At 67.6% G+C, this 17783-nt stretch carries 10 protein-coding genes; 5 read left to right on the top strand and 5 right to left on the bottom strand.

Annotation, left to right across the window (positions count from 1 at the left end; all coding sequences use genetic code 11):
* The first annotated feature begins 11 nt into the window (after nt 1-11).
* The 3 genes from ACWFRU_RS30170 to ACWFRU_RS30160 all read left to right on the top strand — a co-directional run bounded on the left by ACWFRU_RS30170 (nt 12) and on the right by ACWFRU_RS30160 (nt 3201).
* On the top strand, nt 12-1514 hold the full coding sequence (locus tag ACWFRU_RS30170; protein ID WP_453691276.1) for an MFS transporter: 1503 nt from the start codon (nt 12-14) through the stop codon (nt 1512-1514).
* A 38-nt stretch (nt 1515-1552) separates the two neighbouring features.
* A complete protein-coding gene (locus ACWFRU_RS30165; RefSeq protein WP_453691275.1) occupies nt 1553-2563 on the top strand; it encodes a GlxA family transcriptional regulator in 1011 nt (336 codons plus the stop codon).
* 77 nt (nt 2564-2640) lie between these two features.
* Complete coding sequence (locus ACWFRU_RS30160; RefSeq protein WP_453691274.1) at nt 2641-3201, top strand: hypothetical protein; 561 nt, start codon at nt 2641-2643, stop codon at nt 3199-3201.
* Nucleotides 3202-3302: 101 nt separating this feature from the next.
* On the opposite strand, the gene ACWFRU_RS30155 is transcribed toward ACWFRU_RS30160, so the two are convergent.
* On the bottom strand, nt 3303-3605 hold the full coding sequence (locus ACWFRU_RS30155) for a hypothetical protein (RefSeq protein WP_453691403.1): 303 nt from the start codon (nt 3603-3605) through the stop codon (nt 3303-3305).
* A gap of 217 nt (nt 3606-3822) precedes the next feature.
* Between ACWFRU_RS30155 and ACWFRU_RS30150 the strand changes: the two genes are divergently transcribed.
* Nucleotides 3823-5151, top strand: a complete 1329-nt coding sequence (locus ACWFRU_RS30150; RefSeq protein WP_453691273.1) for an FAD-dependent oxidoreductase — start codon at nt 3823-3825, stop codon at nt 5149-5151.
* Nucleotides 5152-5317: 166 nt separating this feature from the next.
* Complete coding sequence (locus ACWFRU_RS30145; protein ID WP_453691272.1) at nt 5318-5617, top strand: hypothetical protein; 300 nt, start codon at nt 5318-5320, stop codon at nt 5615-5617.
* Nucleotides 5618-5702: 85 nt separating this feature from the next.
* On the opposite strand, the gene drmB is transcribed toward ACWFRU_RS30145, so the two are convergent.
* Genes drmB through ACWFRU_RS30125 form a run of 4 tightly spaced genes read right to left on the bottom strand, consistent with a single transcriptional unit; the run spans nt 5703 to nt 17446 of the window.
* The gene (gene drmB, locus ACWFRU_RS30140; RefSeq protein ID WP_453691271.1) at nt 5703-7556 is read right to left on the bottom strand and encodes a DrmB family protein; all 1854 of its coding nucleotides are present in this window, start codon (nt 7554-7556) and stop codon (nt 5703-5705) included.
* A gap of 1 nt (nt 7557) precedes the next feature.
* Nucleotides 7558-10824, bottom strand: a complete 3267-nt coding sequence (locus ACWFRU_RS30135; RefSeq protein ID WP_453691270.1) for a helicase-related protein — start codon at nt 10822-10824, stop codon at nt 7558-7560.
* Complete coding sequence (locus ACWFRU_RS30130; protein WP_453691269.1) at nt 10821-12761, bottom strand: UvrD-helicase domain-containing protein; 1941 nt, start codon at nt 12759-12761, stop codon at nt 10821-10823. Before ACWFRU_RS30130 ends, ACWFRU_RS30135 begins: the two co-directional genes overlap by 4 nt.
* The gene (locus tag ACWFRU_RS30125) at nt 12758-17446 is read right to left on the bottom strand and encodes a DEAD/DEAH box helicase (protein ID WP_453691268.1); all 4689 of its coding nucleotides are present in this window, start codon (nt 17444-17446) and stop codon (nt 12758-12760) included. Before ACWFRU_RS30125 ends, ACWFRU_RS30130 begins: the two co-directional genes overlap by 4 nt.
* Nucleotides 17447-17783 lie beyond the last annotated feature (337 nt).

Below are 17783 nucleotides of genomic sequence, written 5' to 3'. Positions count from 1 at the left end.
AGCCGCCCGCCATGACCGCGTCGTCCACGCCCGCCTCGCCGCCGCCCCCCGACCCCGAGCGCGCCGACGGCGGGACCGGCACCGTCACCACGGCCGTGCCCGCCCGCCTGGACCGGCTGCCCTGGTCCCGCTGGCACTGGATGATCGTGATCGGCCTCGGCACGGTCTGGATTCTCGACGGCCTGGAAGTCACCACCGTCGGCAACATCGCGAGCCGCCTCTCCGAGGAGGGCAGCGGCCTCGCCATCAGCTCCGCCCAGGTGACCGGCACCGCGGCGGCCCTGTATGTCGCGGGAGCCTGCGCGGGCGCCCTCTTCTTCGGCCGCCTCACGGACAAATTCGGCCGGAAGAAGCTCTTCATGGTCACCCTCGCGGTGTACCTCGGCGCCACCGCCCTCACCGCGCTGTCCTTCGACGCCTGGTGGTTCTTCCTCTTCCGCTTCCTCACCGGCTTCGGCATCGGCGGCGAGTACGCGGCCATCAACTCGGCCATCGACGAACTCATCCCGTCCAAGTACCGCGGGCGCGTGGACCTGATCATCAACGGCAGCTACTGGCTGGGCGCGATCGGCGGCTCGCTGCTCTCGGTCGTCATGCTGAACACCAGCATCTTCCCCAAGGACCTCGGCTGGCGGCTCACCTTCGCCCTCGGCGTCGTACTCGGCCTGGTGATCCTCCTCGTACGCCGGCACGTCCCGGAGAGCCCGCGCTGGCAGTTCATCCACGGCCGCGGCGAGGAGGCGGACGCCCTCGTCACGTCGGTGGAGCGGGAGATCGAGGAGGAGAAGGGCGAACGCCTGCCGCCGCCCGAGCGCGAGATCACCATCCACCAGCGCAAGAGCATCGGCTTCGGACTCATCGCCAAGACCGTCTTCCGCGACTACCCCAAGCGCGCGGTGCTCGGCCTGTCCCTCTTCATCGGCCAGGCGTTCCTCTACAACGCGATCACCTTCGGCTTCGGCGCGATCCTCACCAAGTTCTTCGACGTCCCCTCGGGCAACACGGGTTACTACTTCGCCGTCATCGCCGCGGGCAACTTCCTGGGCCCGCTCTTCCTCGGCAAGCTCTTCGACACGGTCGGCCGCCGGATCATGATCTCGTCGACGTACATCATCTCGGGCGTCCTGCTCTTCGGCACGGCCTGGCTCTTCGACCGCGGTTCGCTCAGCGCGGCGACGCTCACGGCCTGCTGGTGCGTGGTCCTGTTCTTCGCTTCGGCGGGCGCGAGCAGCGCCTACCTCACGGTCTCCGAGATCTTCCCCATGGAGACCCGCGCCATGGCGATCGCCTTCTTCTACGCCATCGGCACGGCGGCCGGCGGCATCAGCGGTCCGCTGATCTTCGCCAAGCTGACCGAGTCGGGCGTCGTCGGCGACACGGTCCTCGCCTTCCAGATCGGCGCGGGGCTGATGTGCGCGGCGGGTCTGGTGGCAGCGGTGTTCGCGGTGAAGGCGGAACGGCGCTCCCTGGAGGACATCGCGAGCCCGCTGTCGGAGGCGAAGGCCTCCGGCTGAGCGGCTGAGCGGCTGAGCCGGGTGGGAAGATCCGGGGCATGAGCGGAGAGGGAGGCGTGAGTGTCGTGGGTGTCCACCGGGTGGCCGTGCTCGTGCGCGACGGCGTGCTGCCCATGGAACTCGGCCTGGTCCACCAGCTGTTCGGCAACGCGCGCTCGGCACGGGGCGCGCGCCTCTACGACCTGACGACCTGCGCCCTGACCCCCGGCCTCGTCCGCACGGACGCGGACTTCCCCGTCCTCGCCGAGCACGGCCCCGAGGCGGTGGCCGCCGCGGACACGGTGATCGTCCCCGCCTCGCACGAGGAGGACGAGTCGCTGGCGCCGGGCGGGCTGCCGCCGGCCCTGGCGGACGTGCTGCGATCCGCCGCCGATGCCCGTATCGCCTCCATCTGCACCGGCGCCTTCGTCCTCGCGGCAGCGGGCCTCCTGGACGGCCGCAGGGCGACGACGCACTGGCTGTCGGCGGACCTCTTCGCCCGTACGTTCCCTGCCGTGACGGTCGATCCCGACGTCCTGTACGTCGACGAGGGCCAGGTCCTCACCTCCGCGGGCGAGGCCGCGGGCATCGACCTGTGCCTGCACATGATCCGCGGCGACCACGGCGCGGCGGTGGCGGCGGAGGTGGCCCGCCGCACCGTCGTACCCCCGCACCGCGAGGGCGGCCAGGCCCAGTACATCCGCCGCCCGGTGGCCGAGCCGCGGCTGACGTCCACGGGCCGGGCCAGGGAGTGGGCCCAGAAGCGGTTGGGGGAGCCCCTGACGCTGGCCGATCTTGCCGGGCAGGAGTCGATGAGCGTGCGCACCTTCAGCCGCCGCTTCCGCGAGGAGACGGGCCTGACGCCGATGCAGTGGCTGACGCAGCGCCGCGTGGACCGGGCGCGGGAGCTCCTGGAGGAGACGGACCGCACGGTCGACCGCATCGCGACGGAGGCGGGCTTCGGCACGGGCGCGTCGCTGAGGCAGCACTTCCAGGCGGGGGTCGGGGTGTCGCCGGGGGCCTATCGGGTGACGTTCAGGGGGCGGGGGCAGAGGGATGGGCCTGCCTGAGGGGCTGACTTCCCCAGGGGCCGGTCTGAGTACGCGTACTCTGTCGCGCCCCCGGGGAGGTCGACAGGCTCGTACGCATGACGGCAAAGTCGATGAACATGAGCCCGCGGATGAGCCGGCGCGTGGGCGTGCGGATGAGCCCGCGCGGCGTGAGGGCGCGCATGGGCATGAAGATGAGCCCGCGCGGCTCCGGACATGAACTGAGCTTCATGACTCCGCGGAACCTGCTGACGTCCCTGCCCGGCAGCCCGCCGCTGCGGCGCTGGGTGACGCGCTTGCTGGGCGCGGGCCTCGCGGCGGCGGCGTACCTCCTGTGCCTGCCCTGGGACCTGCGCAACCGCCCCGAGACGCCCGGCGCGCTCAACGAGACATCGCCGGTGACGGCGCTCGGGATAGCCGCCCTGACCGTCTCGATGCTGGCCCTGGCGGCCTACTTCGGCTTCCGGGACCGCCTGGCGTGGGCGCTGCTCCTCGTGGCGGGCCCGCCGGCGACGCTGATGTACGTCTCCTTTGACAGCCATCCGGAGCCGGACGCGGCGGTGTGGCCGCTGGCGTGGGGGTTCTTCGTGCTCGTGATGGGGGCGGGGGTGCTCGCGGTGGCGGGCTTCGCGCGGCTGTTCAGGGCCGACGAGGACTGAACCACCGCGTGCGGTCGGTCCGGTCGGTCCGGGCGGTCCGGGCGGTTTGGGGGGTTTGGGGGGTCCGGGCGGGGGTTACTTGTGTCGGTCGGCCCGGGGGGTTACTTGCGTCGGTCGGCGAGTACCCACGACGCGAGACCGACCCCGCCCGCGACGCTGAAGACGGCGGGCCAGGCGCCGACCTTCTTGGCGAGCGGGTGGGACCCGGCGAAGGCGGCGACGTACGTGGCGGTGAGCGCGGCAGCGGTCTTGCCCCCGGCCGTGGCGCGCCACTGCTGAGCGGCGGCGGTTCCCGCGGCGGCGAGGACGAGGCCGCCGAGGGGCCGCTTCTTGGTCCAGCGGGCGACGGCGTACCCGCCGACGAGTCCGCTCGCGGCCACGACGGCTGCCGGTACCTTCGCCATGGTTGCCTCGCCGGCCATGCCTGCCTCGCTTCCCCGGCCTGCAGTGAATGCTTCCGGCCGAAACGTTCTTTATGGGCTTTCGGCCCGGGTCTCCCGAGGCTAACGCGCCGGGAAAGCCTTGCGGCGAGGGGGTCTGTGCCGCGTAGGTTGGTGAGGGTGTGCGCTGCGCCTCCGCGGCGCGCTCGAAGGCTCAGCCGACGAGGGACCGATAGTAGAGATGACCGCGCGAACCACGCCCGCCACCACTGACCGCCGCACCCGAACAGCCCTGGTCATCGGGGGTGGTGTCGCGGGCCCGGTGGCGGCGATGGCGCTGCGCAAGGCGGGCATCGAGGCGGCGGTGTACGAGGCGACGGCGGGCGAGACGAGGGCCGGCGAGGCTCGGGCGGGCGAGGCGAGGGCGGGTGAGGCGCACGCCGCGTACAACACCAAGTCCGGTGGCCGTGGCGGCGGGATGACGATCGCCCCGAACGGCATGCAGGCGCTGGAGGCGATCGACGCGGCGGAGACGGTGAGCGCGATCGGCACCCCGGTGACGTCGCTCGGCCTGCGCAGCTGGACGGGCAGGCACCTGGCGCAGCTGACCCCGCCCGCCGACCTCCCGACGACGCGCTTCGTCTGGCGCACGGAACTGGGTGAGGTGCTGACCGCGGAGGCGTCGCGCCGAGGTGTCCCTCTCCACCGGGGCAAGCGCCTGCTGGACGCGACCGACACGGGCGCGGGGGTGACGGCGCGTTTCTCGGACGGCTCCCTGGCGAAGGCGGACATCCTGATCGGCGCGGACGGCCTGCGCTCGACGGTGCGCGCGCTCATCGACCCGACGACGCCGAAGCCGCACTACGCGGGAGTGCTGACGTTCACGGCACGCGTAAGCGCGACGCAACTCCCCTCCACCGAGGGGGTGTTGTACATGTGCTACGGCAAGAAGGCCTACTTCGGCTACCAGATCTTCGACGACGGTTCGGCGGCCTGGTTCGTGAACCTGCCGCACCGCGAGCCGATGACGTCGGCGGAGGCGCAGGCGGTGGGCGCGGGGGAGTGGCTGCGGCGCCTGGGCGAGGCGTTCGCGGACGACCGCACTCCGGCACCGGACCTGGTCCGGGACACGGCCCCCGAGGACCTGCTGATCACGGGCCCCACAGAAACGATGCCCCCGGTGACCTCCTGGAGCAGGGGCCGAATGATCCTGATCGGCGACGCGGCGCACGCGACACCGGCGACATCGGGCCAGGGAGTCTCGCTGGCCACGGAAAGCGCATTCGAACTGGCCCGCTGCCTACGGGACTTGCCCCCGGGCAAGGCCTTCAAGGCGTACGAGACCCTGCGCCGCCCCAGGGTGGACCGCATCCTCAAACACGCGACGGCGACATCGACGGCCACGTCAGCCGCGGCCCGCACGGCCACCCCAAAGCCGGCGGGGCCCTTGAGCCGCGCGCTGCGGGACGCGGTCCTGCCGGTGGCGACGAAGGTGGGCGGGGGCGGGGGAGCGGTGTGGGGTGCGTGGCAGTTCGAGCACCGGATCGACTGGGACGAACGGGTGGGTTAGGCGGGCGCAGGTCCATGGGCGCCCGCCGCTGTGCGAGTGAATTGAGACGGACCACGTCTGCGCGATCAGTAAATAGGGCAAACCTGAACACACTGAACACGCAGACCACTGCGGGACCACTGACCGCAGTGAACACACCCCGTGATCGCGCACCGAAAGGGACCCCATGCGTATCCGTACCGCCCTGGCTGTCACCGCCCTCACCGCCGCCGCCGTGTTGGGCGCCAGCGGCACCGCCCTCGCCGACGACGACCACGAGGGCGTGCGGGCCGGCTTCGCCTACGAGAACCTCGGCGGCCCCGCCGGCATCACCGAGGCCGCAGGCCACTTCGACAGCGACCACCACGACGGCGGCATGCGCGGCGCCTTCGCCTACGAAAACCTGGGCGGCCCGGCGGGCATCACCGACGCCGCGGGCCACTTCGAGGGCGACCACGACTTCGAGGGCGACCACGACGAGGACTGACGCACTGGCGACACATGCCACACCTCAGGAGGGCCCGCCTGGAGCGGGCCCTCTTTCAGGCTCGCTGGGCGTCCAGCGAGTGGACTCAGGAATGAGTGTTGAAGAGCCCCAACTCAGGGTTCGCCGGAGTTCCGATCAGCATGACCCGGTCGAGAAAGCGATTGAAAGACTCACAGCTCGTTTCGGGCAGTAGCACACAACAGTGGCAGGCGGCGATATTTACGTTGTCAGCACCTGAAACAGTCGATTCGATGCACAGAGGGTCGGCGGAGCACCAGCTCGATCGAGCCAGCGCCGCATCCAACGATGCGGCGAAGGAAGCAGGCTCTCCCTGCTTCACAAGGCCGCCCAGGCTTCCGGCGGAGTCACTGGTTGCCGTATAGATCAGAACGCCCAGCATGTCGTCGTCCACGTAGAGCCGCTCACGCAGGGACGCGGCAGGGTAGCCGCTGTCGAGGCTCCACTCGTTGATCAGTACGTGCGCGAGAGTGTGCAGGAGCAGCAGCCGTGCGCTTACCGGGGATTCGTCCGGCGTGCCGTCCGGACCCGCCTGCTTCGCGAGGAGTGCTTGGTGGTGTTTCAGGACGCTCTCCGCGCGCTCAGCCACGGCGGCCCGCTCCTCCCACGTCTTGACCTGCTCGCTCGACAGGCGGAAGAAGACACCCTCACCGATAACCTCGATCGCGGGCAGCCATCCCTGGGGGTTCTTGGCCAGGCTCGCCATTTTCTCGGGGGCGGCCCGGTTCGGCGGGTCGAGGCGGGTGAACGCAGTCATCGCGCGGACCTCCCTCAGACGCGGGACGAGCATGACCTGTTCGATGCCCAAATCCTTCGTGACCTTGTCGAGTTCGCCGGCCTCCAGGCATTCGAAGTCGGGCTTGACGCCGTGAGGGTCGGGTCGAGTGGCCCGCTGGAGCTGCTCGTACTCGTCCCGGCGTATCGGGTCCTCCGATACGACAGCGGCGTCGTTCTCGTCTGCGTCCTTCTTCTCCATGGAGCGCTGTGCGATGCGTAGGGCGGCGAGCAGATCGGCCGCCTCGTATCCGCTCTTGCGGAGCGGCGTGGTGGCGTCGACGTACTCGAGGATGAACTCGTCGCCGCGTCCCAGGAGGCTGGACACGTACGGGCGTATCACCTTGTTCGCGCCCTCGGACCACGGCGGGATCGTCAGGGCAGAGGCGACCTGGGGGAACCAGGCCGTTGACGAACCGCGTTGGATGGCCCGAGTTTTGGCGAGGCAGTCCTCGGCGTCGGCACCCTTGAGCCAGGGGCGCGCTCCGGAGCACTTGATACCCAGGGACTCGAGGGCCGCACGGCCGAGAGCACCCTCCATGGACTGCTTCTTCCCGCAGGAACAGTGGACCTCGATGGAGCGGAGTGCGGCGGTGCGGCCGGTGGCATGGAGGGTCAGCTCGTGCCTCGTGCCGGAAGAAGAGGGCCCGGTTCCCTTGTGGACCCACTTCCAGTAAGGGAAGTCGTCGAGGTGGCCGTTCTCGCAAACGGCCACGAATCGGGAGGGTGTCAGCTCGGCCAGGCCGCATGCGTCCCCGGAGCATTTGTTGCTGTTGCGGTCCGCCTTGAGCTTCGCGTGCTCGGCAAGCACCTTGCACTTGGGGCAGGAGTACCACCGGGGGAAACGCGCGATGTGTACGCCGTCTGTGCGGGGATGGCTGTCCGCCGAGGCCGGCGGAAGGTGGAAGCCGTCGACGCGGAGCGCGTGTTGGAGACGGGGTTCGGTCAGCCCGAACTCCTCGGGCACGTGCCAGGAGTCGATGCCGCGCACGATGAAGGACTCGCTCTCGATGGCGATCATCGAGCCGACGCCGTACGTCGTGATCACCTGGGACCGGCGGGCGGATCCACGTCTCCGCGGGGCGGCGGGGCGGGCTAGGCGCGCGAAGCGGGAGTCCCCGTCACCGGGGCGGGAGGTGCTGGTCATCTCACTTCTCCTCGAACAGGTCGGACTCGGCGTCCACGGCGCGCATGCTGGTCAGCGTGGCGAAGGGGAGTTGGCCCTCCTCGGCTTCGGCATAGGGGGCGAGGAGCGCGGGGCGTGCGCCCCGCCACCCTTCGTAGACGAAGCCCTCGGAGTAGTCGTTCTGCTCTTCGGCGTAGTCCCGCCAGGCTTCGATAATGGCCTGCAGTTCGGACTCGACATCGGCTGCGAGCGCGTCGGCGGCCTCCACGGCTTTCGAGTCCTCCGGAGTGTCGAACTCTGCCAGAGCGATGTCCCGGGCGCGGTCGACGATCCTGGCGGCCAACTCGTACAGGGCGTCGACGAACTGCTCCACCTTGCCGGCGGCGCTCTTGGGGCGCGCCTTCTCGATCATGACGCGGGCCAGACCGATCAGTACCGCGTGAAGTGCCCGGTCGCGTGCTCGGGGGGAGAACGGGGTGACGCTCGTGGATTCCACCTGCCGGTAGAGCGCCGAGTGGTACGCGGTGAAGTTCTCGTAGTGCGAACGGTCGCGGGATCGGGACGAGTTGTAGAGGGTCACGACCAGGCCGGGGTGCTTTCGGCCCACACGGCTGCTGGACTGGATGTACTCGGCGGTCGTCTGCGGCTGGCCCATGATGGCCATCAGGCCCAGGCGGTCGACGTCGACGCCCACCGAGATCATGTTCGTGGCGAGCAGCACGTCCACCACACTCCGGAGCGGGTGGGCGCGTTCCAGGTCCTTGAGGTACGTAGGGATGTCGCTGGCGTCCACCCGGCTGGTGAGCTCGGTCGGTTCGTCGAGTTCGCGCTGATCACACCCGTCGCGTTCGGCCAACAGCTTCAGCCGGTCGTCGACGTCGTCCCTGACCTGGAGTTCGGCGGCGGCCAGAATGCGGAGACTGTTGAAGTAGCCGACCAGAGTCAGATAGGCGTCGCGAACCTCCTCGTTGCCCTCGATACCGGCGGCGTTGTGGAGCAGTGCGGCATAGGCGCGTACCAGCAGGCTCGACTGGCTGGTGGCGGGCGCGAGCAGACCGACGTATCTCCGCGAGGCCTTGTCCTTGCTGGGGGTCTCCACGGAGAACCACGAGTCGCGGGCGTCGAGGCCGGTGGGCGGGAACTGCTGCACCTCGCGGCGGAACAGCGCCTGGCCCTGCTGCTTGGCGCGACGGATGGTCGCAGTGGAGGCAATGACCTTCGGCGTGTTCGCGGCGAGGTCTACCATGGTCTCGTACAGACCGGTCAAGGTACCGAGGGGACCGGAGATCAGGTGCAACTCGTCCTGGATGATCAGCTCCGGCGGCGGGGTGTCGTCCGCCGGACGGTTGCGATTGAAGAGGGCGGCGGCCCTCTCCTGCCACGGCACCATCGCGTACTTGTCGACGGTGGCGATGACGAGGGTGGGGCGTGCCGCGTAAACCGTCTCGTCAATCACGTGGACCGGTAGCCCGAAGTGGAAATCGCAGGTTGTATTGGGGCACTCGACACTCATCGCGACGTGGGTGACCGAGTAGTGCTCGGGCCCGAGACCGGTGCCGCACCACGGGCAGGCACGCAGCTGTACGGGGTTCTCCTTGGGGACGGGCTGGCCGTTTTGCAGCTTGTTCAGGTTCTTTCTGGCGTCCTTGAGGTGATTGGGAGTGGCGGACTGCCCGACCCACATACCGATCGTGATCTTCTCGGTGCCCAGTCGGTGCCCCACCCGCAGCCGGATCATCTCCATGGCACACATCAGGGCTGTCGCGCGCTCGAACTGTTGTAGGGTGAGCAGCCGCAGGGTGTAGCGCATCAGGACCGTGACACCGCCACCTGCCGGGCCCAGGCGCAGCCGTCGCAGGAAGATCGTGAAGGCCATCAGACCGAGGTATGCCTCGGTCTTGCCACCACCGGTCGGGAACCAGAGCAGGTCAGCGACCTCGCGGTCGGAGTGGGTGGGATCGGCCACACCGTCGAGGCAGAGCAGCACGAAACAGATCTGGAAGGGACGCCACTCGCCCTTCTCGGGCTGCGGCGTGCCCTGACGATCGCCTTTGATCCAGTCGCTTCGTGCCCGCTGGTCGGCCATGGCCCGATTGGCGAACTGAAACGCCTCCATGCACGTCGCGTCGGTGGCGAGGCGGTCGACGCCGCTGTGCATGCGCTTCAGCACCTGCTTGCACAGTGCGATCTGCTCCCGGGCCATGTCGCCGAATTCGGTGGCAGCCAGTTCTTCGGCATCCCGCTCCCGCTCGCCGATCCACTTCTCATAGCCGCCGAGCAGCGTGCGCAGGGTGGCGACCACATCATGCGACGTGGCCTCGGAGAGGCGCAGCATGCCGAGCGAACCCGTATCGATGTGCGGATTGGAGTCGGTGAGTAGCACCTCGTACGAGGGGACGAAAGCGATCCGCACCTCGTCGATACCGGTGCGCTCCTCAGGGTCGGGCATTCGGTTCGGGGTCGGGGGCTGCCACGTCCAGTCGGCCGCACAACCGTGTCCCGTGGCGAACGCGGGAGCGTAGCGATAGAGGAGCCGCATTACGTCGAGCTCCGCGTCGTGATGCCTGCCCCGTCGGCGACGCTCGACGAGGGCGTGCGAACCCTCCGGTGCTCGGACGACCAGGCGGGGCTGGAAGAAGCAGTACTCGTCCTGCATGCCCTCGGCAGGAGCGTCTTCCTTGTTGACCAGGGTGAGGGTTACCGCGGCCACACCGGACGCATCGGCAGGTCGTATGACGGCCTGGAGCTCCAGGCCCTTCATGACTGGATGGTGCCACCGGGGGTCGGGCTCGGCGACAGGCAGGCGGATGCTTGTCGTCCGGGCGTAACTGCGTTTCCAACGCACACCCGTGTCGCCGGTGGTGCGCGTCTGCGCACGCTTCGCCTCTGTCCTGTTGCCCTGCTCGTCGACCGGCTCGTAGCGGGCGGCCGCTACGTCGATGCTCAGTTCGGCGACACGGTGGGTGTCGACGGCAAAGGTGATGCCGGCGGCCGACGGCTTGTGACGGTTGGCCAGCGGCACACCGGCTTCGTTGTTCTCCTCGTCCTTCGCACGAGCCTTGACGACGTCGGAGACCAGTGTCTCGTCGACGTCCTGATCCTCGTCCGGCTCGTCGGCCATCGCCTCGGGCTGTTCCTTGGGGAAGAGAACACCGATCGGGTACGTGGTGACAGGAGGGTCGACCAGCAGCTCCTCGGAGCTGTCGGTGGGTCCGAACAAATCGCGTACGACGCGCTGTTCCAGTTCTCCGCGAAACGTGTAGTGGGCCTCGTGGCGGCTGTCGGTCACTTCTTCTCTTCCCCCGCGTCCTTGCGTTCCCACTCGAATTTCGCCATGCCGATGAGCCGGGGGGCCAACCAAATGCCGCGTTCTCCCAGGCCCGCAGCCTCGGCTGCGGCGTCGCTGCCCGCGACAGTCTCCACCGTGTCGATGCGCAGCCGCCGCATCCGGACCGGCCACTTCATGTCCTGGGAACTACGAGAGACGTGGCGGATGCTGTATAGGGCACGGCGGAACTGCTCGGAGACCTCACCGATACAGCGTCCCTCGTGGAGGACGGCGTAGCGCGGGCTCTCACCATCGGAGGATGTGAAGGTCCCCAGGCGGGCCAGCTCCACGGCGTCCCCTGTCCGGACCCGATCGGCCAAGTAGCCCTGGAGCACCGCCGGGTCGGCGTTTGCGTCGTCGGCTCCGGCCGGACGCTCCCGAAGGACATCTCCGCCGAGCACCTCCATCCCGTAGCGCTGCCCCTTGGAGTCGTGACCCTTGCCCCTTCGATACCAACGGTTGGTGGCAAAGGGGCCTTTCGTGTCCTTGTCGAGGTACCAGTCCGGGCGGAGGTCGAGATGATAGAGATCGCTGCGCGGGCGGGTCATGCCGACGTACAGGGCCCTCGCTTCGCCGGCCGGGTCGGCGCACCCGTTCTTGCGGTCCGAGATCGTGCTCGGGACGGTCACGACAACGCGGTCGAACTCCAGGCCCTTGGCGCGGTGGACGGTGGACACCACCAAGGATGAGGGAGGCTGTGCGGCGAGCTCGTCCGGGACCCGCCTCTCCATCAATGCCCTGCGGACCCGATTGAGGTCGATGCCCCTGCGGTCACCGCCACGGCCGTCGGCCCGAAGCAGAGCCGACCACACTATCGCGGCCTCGTTTCCGGCCGGTAGGCCCAGCCGGGGCAGCAGCTCCTCGAAGCGGCCTCGACTCAGCGCCGAGCCCTCCGACAGGCCGAACAGGAGGGCCAGCCACGCGGGCACTACGCGTTCTTGCGCGGAGCGCTGGAGCCGGTGGGGAACACGGCCCGTGTAGAGATCCTCCGACACCTGGAGTGCCTGCGCGTTGTTTTGGCACAGCACGGCGCAGGACCCGGTGAACTCCCGGAGCGAGCCGAGCGCGAAGTCGTCGTCGAGGTGCCCGAAGTTGAAGGTGGTGCGGGCGAGAGTCCCCTGCAGCCTGTCGTGAATCTCCGTGTAAGCGGCTGCCGAGAGGTTGTCGGCCTGAAGCAACGGGCCCTCGTTCAGAGCGAGTCGTGCCGTCGACGTGCTTGCTCGGAAGTTACGGGTGAGGCGCAGCTCGGTGAGGTCGTCGCAGCATGTATTCCGCAGCCAGGGAAAAAAGGCGTTGACCTCTTCGGGGCGTTTCTCCACCGGGAGCTGGAATCCGTAGATCGCCTGTGCCGGGTCACCGACCATGGTGAAGCCAGCTCGGGGCAGATGCTCCAGCAGCGCCTCGACCATCCGACATCGAACGCCGACGAGATCCTGCACCTCATCGACGACGACATGACTGATGCCGTCCTCGTACAGTTCCTCAAGACGGCCGGACTCGATGGCGAGGGTCGCCCCTTTGATGCGATCGTCGAAGGGCGCCGCGCGCCAACCCCCTTCGGGGTCGAGGTCGTGTACGATGCCCGTCGCCCAGCCGTCGAACGTCTTTACCTGGATGCGCCGTGCGGCCCGCGCTTGGCCTACGACGCGGGAGCGGAGCTCCTTCACCGCGGCGCGCGAGAAGCTCAGGACGAGGATTTCGCCCGGTATCAGTTCATCTCGGTCGACGAGTGTGTCGAGGCGCTGCACGAGGGTGTGCGTCTTGCCTGTACCGGCCCCTGCCAGCACCAATGTCTTCGCGCTCCAGGGCAGGTCCACGACGGCTCGCTGCTCCGCTGTCAGGGGTGGGTGACTGTGCGGAGGAGAGCTGCCGGTGGGTGTGAACGACGCGGTGGTCACTTGTTCCCCCACAGTTCCTCGAATTCCGTGAAAGCCAGTTCGTGTCCGTAGTTCTGGATGTTGTCGCGCACGTTGAGGATCAAGCACTCCTCTTTGCCGCCGTTGAGTGGTCCGCGTAGACCGCGCCCGATCATCTGCTGGTAGACGTTGGGGCTGTACGTCGGGCGGGCAACGACGACGGCACGAGTCGCGGGGGCGTCGAATCCCTGGGCCAGAACGCCGTAGTTCGAGAGTACGCGGATACGTCCCTCACGGAACTCGTTTACGCGCTTTCGTCGGACCGGGGTCGGAGTAGAAGCATCAATCGACTCGGAGTGGATCCCTACGTCTGAGAGTTTCACCGACATGAGGCGGGCATGGGCGACCGAAGTGGCAAAGAGCAGCACGGGCCACGCCGGCGGCAACGCGGCGATCTCTTCGACCAACATGCGATTGCGCTCGCGGTTGTCCGCGATACGCTGCTCCACGGAACCCGGTAGCTTTCTGGAAGCCTCGGCCGATAGCCGTTCGTCCTCGGTCAGTTGGAGTGTCATCCCTGGCAGTTCACGCTGTTCGACCTGAGCCAGGACCCTGAGTCTTTGAAGCTCGGGGTAGGGGTACTCGGCGAGTACGCCGCGATCCAGACGCGTGCCGCCGTATCGGCTAACGAGCCGCTGGGTCTCCTCTGTGCTGGTGCCCCGGAAAGGAGTGGCCGTCAGACCTACCAACGGTCGAGCGGTTCTGCCACGAGCAATGCCCAGCTGGGTGAAGATATCCGTGTAGCGGGGCGAGAGCGAAGTGTGCGCCTCGTCGACGATGACCATGGCAGCCTCGCGGAGCCAGTCGTAGTCTTCTGTCGCCAAGCACCTCTCCAACTTGGCGTCCGTGGCCACCACCAGATGGGTGTTCGCCCGCACATCAGTCACAGAATTCGTGCTCCACAGACGGCTGATGGTGAGGCTTTCGTTCTTTGCCCCCACCATCGACCATACGAACCTCCAACTCTGGACAGCTTGTTCGCACAGCTCCTCGGTCTGGGCGATCCAAAGGATGGGGCCCTCGGGGCGTTTCTCCTTGATCGTGCGGATTACGGCCTCGGCGGCGACGCGCGTCTTTCCCGCCCCCGTAGGCAGGCTGAGCATGGCCCTCCGCGGCTCCGGATCGGTAAGCAGGAGGTACATGTTTGTCGCCAACCGCTCCTGATATGGGTGTAGTTGAGGGAAGTCGGTAGGCCCACCGACCGTCTCCATCGGATCAGGATTGACTGCGCGCACACCGGCGTACGACTCCGGGAATCCAAGCTGATTGACGAAACGTCGGGCGTTGGAATCCCCACGGAAGCTGCCCGGAGCCTCCGTCCAGCGGGCCGAGATCACCTTCGCGTATTCCTGGAGTACTTCGTCCTTGAACGCGTTGTGGGCGATCTCCGCAATGCGTCGGTCGGTCGGTTCTGCTCCGTGGGTCAGCCACTCGTCCTCGAGCAGGCTGGGGTCAAGGCCAGCTCGAAGGTCCTCAGCGCCAACGAGCAGCAGCAATTTGTCGATGACACTGTCGGTGTGGACGATGCGCTGGAGTTCCTCGTTCGCCTTCTGCTGTTCCCGCAGCGAGATGATGCGCTTGCAAGCGTCGATGTCGAGGTTCCAACGGAAGACCTTGGCGGACTCGAAAAGGATCTCCAGGTCGTCCTCTGGATTGAGAATGAGGGCAGTGCGGTCCTGGAGAGCGCTCTTGCGGGAAGCCGGTCTGGTTCCGTTGGCCGTACGGGTTCGCTCTTCGATCGCGGTGCAAGGCCTGAACCAGCAGTCGTTGGCTTGCTGCCCGACTCGGACGGTTAGGGCGGGGAACCGGTTGAGCAGTAGCTCGGGTTCGGTCTCCGAGGCCGACCAGATCTCCTTCTCGATCATCTCGTCCGGCCTGCGCATGTGCCAGAGATCGATCATCAGGTCGGCGTCCTCGCCGCTTTCCACCAACAGGGCGGGAACGGACTCACGGATCAGCGAACAATATTCCTCCTCGCTCGCGGTGACCGCGATCTCGCTGTCGGGCTGTGACGTCCATTCGGTCCCGACTCGGCACCGCGTCCCGGAATCCGCCTCCGGCGGGAACTCGAAGGCTGCTCGGGCCAGCAGCGCGTACCCGGAGCCGACCGTTTTGTCGTCCTCGCTTCCCGTGATCTCCTTGAAAAGGGCGACCAGGATTCGGGCCGGGATCTCCTGAAGCGTGGTGGGGAGTTCGAGGGCCTGGGCGTGCTGTGCGCCCATGTGTGCCACTGGGAGCAACCTGGCGTATCGGTCCAGTTGAGGGCCAACACAGAGGCGGAGGTCGGTGACACCTTGATTGGTCATGGCCCTGCCCTCGCGCATCACCATCCAGCGCAGAGGTGACATCACCGGCTGCTGAGTGCGGACCTGTTGCCCTATCTGTAGCGTCCAATTGCGGACCATGGCGCGCTCGGGCAACGCGGTGACGAATGCGGCGCGCCCCTCTTGACTAAGCCGAGGGAGGAAGCCGAGGGGGCCGGCGGGTTTGGCGCCCTCAAGTCGCAAAGTGCTCTTGGCGGGGCGCTTGGCGTCGGCCGGCAGTTGCTTGCAGTACCACTTGTGGATCGCGTCGAGGTACTCGTCGTACCACGGCTCGCTCCTGGGATCCTGATCGAGAACGGGGCCGTCAAGGGCGCCGAGGTCCTTCAACAGGGTGCGATCGTCCCTGTGGAAGGTTGTGTCGATGGCGACAAACTTGTCGCGCGAGCCATCGGACGGGACGACGGGACCGGGCAACAGGCAGTCCGCGACGAATCGATAGGCGCCACCGGTTGTTCGCACCTTGAGCTTGTTCGGGGCATCTCCTACTTTGGCGGTGAGAATGCGGGCCGCCTGCCCCGAGCCGGCGCGCCGGGCCAAAGCCCAGAACTCTTCCCAGGACGCGTCGGTGTAGCCAAAGAAGCCTTGGTCGACAACGGCCTCGAAGCGGCCGAGTGCATCCGCCTCATGAATGCCGATGATGTCCAAGTCACGCGACAGTGCCGGGTCGTCGGCGAGAGTCGGGTGGAGGTAAACCATCTCGTTGGGGAGGCTGTCCCCGATGACTCGGCGGAAAACAGTGTTGGCTCGGGGGGCCACCAACCCGTGCTGCTCGGTGAGGAGGATTTTGGCGCGACGTGCCTCGGCGGCGTACGGACTTCCGGCCCGGAGCATTTCGGCCAGAATGCGAAGCGCGCGAACGGAGGCCTCTGCGGAGCCATCCGCGACAAGAGCTTCCAACCATTCCTGACAAGAGGCACGTTGGACTTTCGCCGCGCCGAGGATGTGGGCCATCTTGCCGCGCCGATCGCGGTCCGCCTCCACTGACCTGTGCACCCAGTGTGTCGGGCATCCGGCATGGGACGCCCAGATGTCGAGCCACTCGGGCTGCACCTCGTCGGGATGTACGCGTAGGTCCGCGGGGACCCGCAACGAGCCCTTCTGGTCGGGGAGTGAGGGCAGGACGGCGGCGGACTTCCAGATGTTCTCGATGATCTTTCCGTCGGCCCAGTTCCGCTGTTCCTTGGAACGCCCCGGCAGCAGGGGAAGGTAGGAGGCGGGGTCGCCGGGCGTCGTGAGCTCGGGAAGTGACGTGACGACGAGGCGTGCGGCTTCGGCGAGAAGCTCGTTGTTGAGCGGGCTTTTGTCGAGCAGGTGCTGGCGGTCCTCGTTGGTCTTCCAGGCCGCATTCAGGATGCCCCGCAGCGTCGTCGGGTAGTTGGTCGGGAAGTACGCCCAGAACTTCCCGAGTTCGTGCCTGGGCGTGGCGGGGACTGCCCACGCGATCTCGATGACCGCACGATCGTGCAGCTCTCCGGCCGCCTCACGGGCGTGATCAGGGAGCGGGTGATCGGTGGTGAAGACACGCCAGGTCTCGTGACCGGTTTCCCTGCGGCCGTCGACGACGCGCAGTTCGTGGTGGGTCGGTTCCGAACGCGCACCGTGGAGCTGGCGGTGGTAGACCGGTGTGCTTCGGCGGTCCTCCAGGGCGACGGTGCTGACATGCGGGGAGAACAGGGGGAACTCATTGGGGAATTCACGAATGTCCTTGGACAGACGCAGTGCGGCGCCCGGTAGCAAGGGCAGTCGGACCACGGTGCTTGCCCATCCGAGCAGGTCGTCGAGAACCGGATCCGCCAGGCGCTCCTTGGTCGCATCGAGTGGGCGAGCCATGCGCAGGACGGGCGTCTCGGCCGCCTGCGGTTGCACCTCGTGGATAAGACGTTCCGACCATGCGCGATCGAACCCGAAGCTTCCGGTGACGCTGAAGAACTCAGGCGTGTCGCTCACCGACAGGACGGACTTGACACCCACACCGAAGCGACCGATCTGCCCGGAGCGCTTACGAGAGACGCCCATACGCAGAATGGTCTCGGCGCCCTCGGGGGATATCGGGTTGCCTTCGTTGGCGCAGTACAGATGGTTCTGCGTGAGCAGTACGTGGATGCGGCCGGGCGACCGGCCGTCACGGAGTTCGTCCGCTCCGTTCTGCACCAGCTCGTACAACTGCCGTTCCCCGTAGCCACCTTGAGTAATCCGGCGCTCCCCGTTGGCGTCTTCCTGAATGCGGCCCGGATCGCTGCGGTAGGTGGCGACACTTCGCTCGGACTGAGTGACCACGACGCGGAGCACGTCGGTCAGTGGGCCATCGTGGTCGAAAGAGGGTAAGGGCACTGAAATCCTCACGGTCCGAGCGAAAAGGGGAAGGGGGCTTAAGTTGCAATTATGGCTAAAGCGGACACGCTGAAGAGAAAGGGGGCTTGTCCGTGTGCGGGCGCACGTCACCCCTGGGGTCAGTAAGCCCCGCCTGCCGCTGCACGGTTGTCGGTGGCGGTCAGGGTGGCACCGCCACATATGGGTTGGCAAGTGCTTGCAGCAAGTGCGTGCAGCGGGTAGCGCCACCCTGGTCCGCCGCGGGGGGGGGGGGGGGGGCAATCCGTGTAAAAAAATGGGCCCAAACGTGCAAAATCCGGTGCAAGCCAGGTCCGGGACAGTAAGAAAGCCCCACCCCAGCACCGAGGGG

Source organism: Streptomyces sp. NPDC055099 (assembly GCF_053607685.1).
The sequence above is the reverse complement of the archived record's forward strand: the minus strand, read 5'-3'. Positions and strand labels throughout refer to the sequence as shown.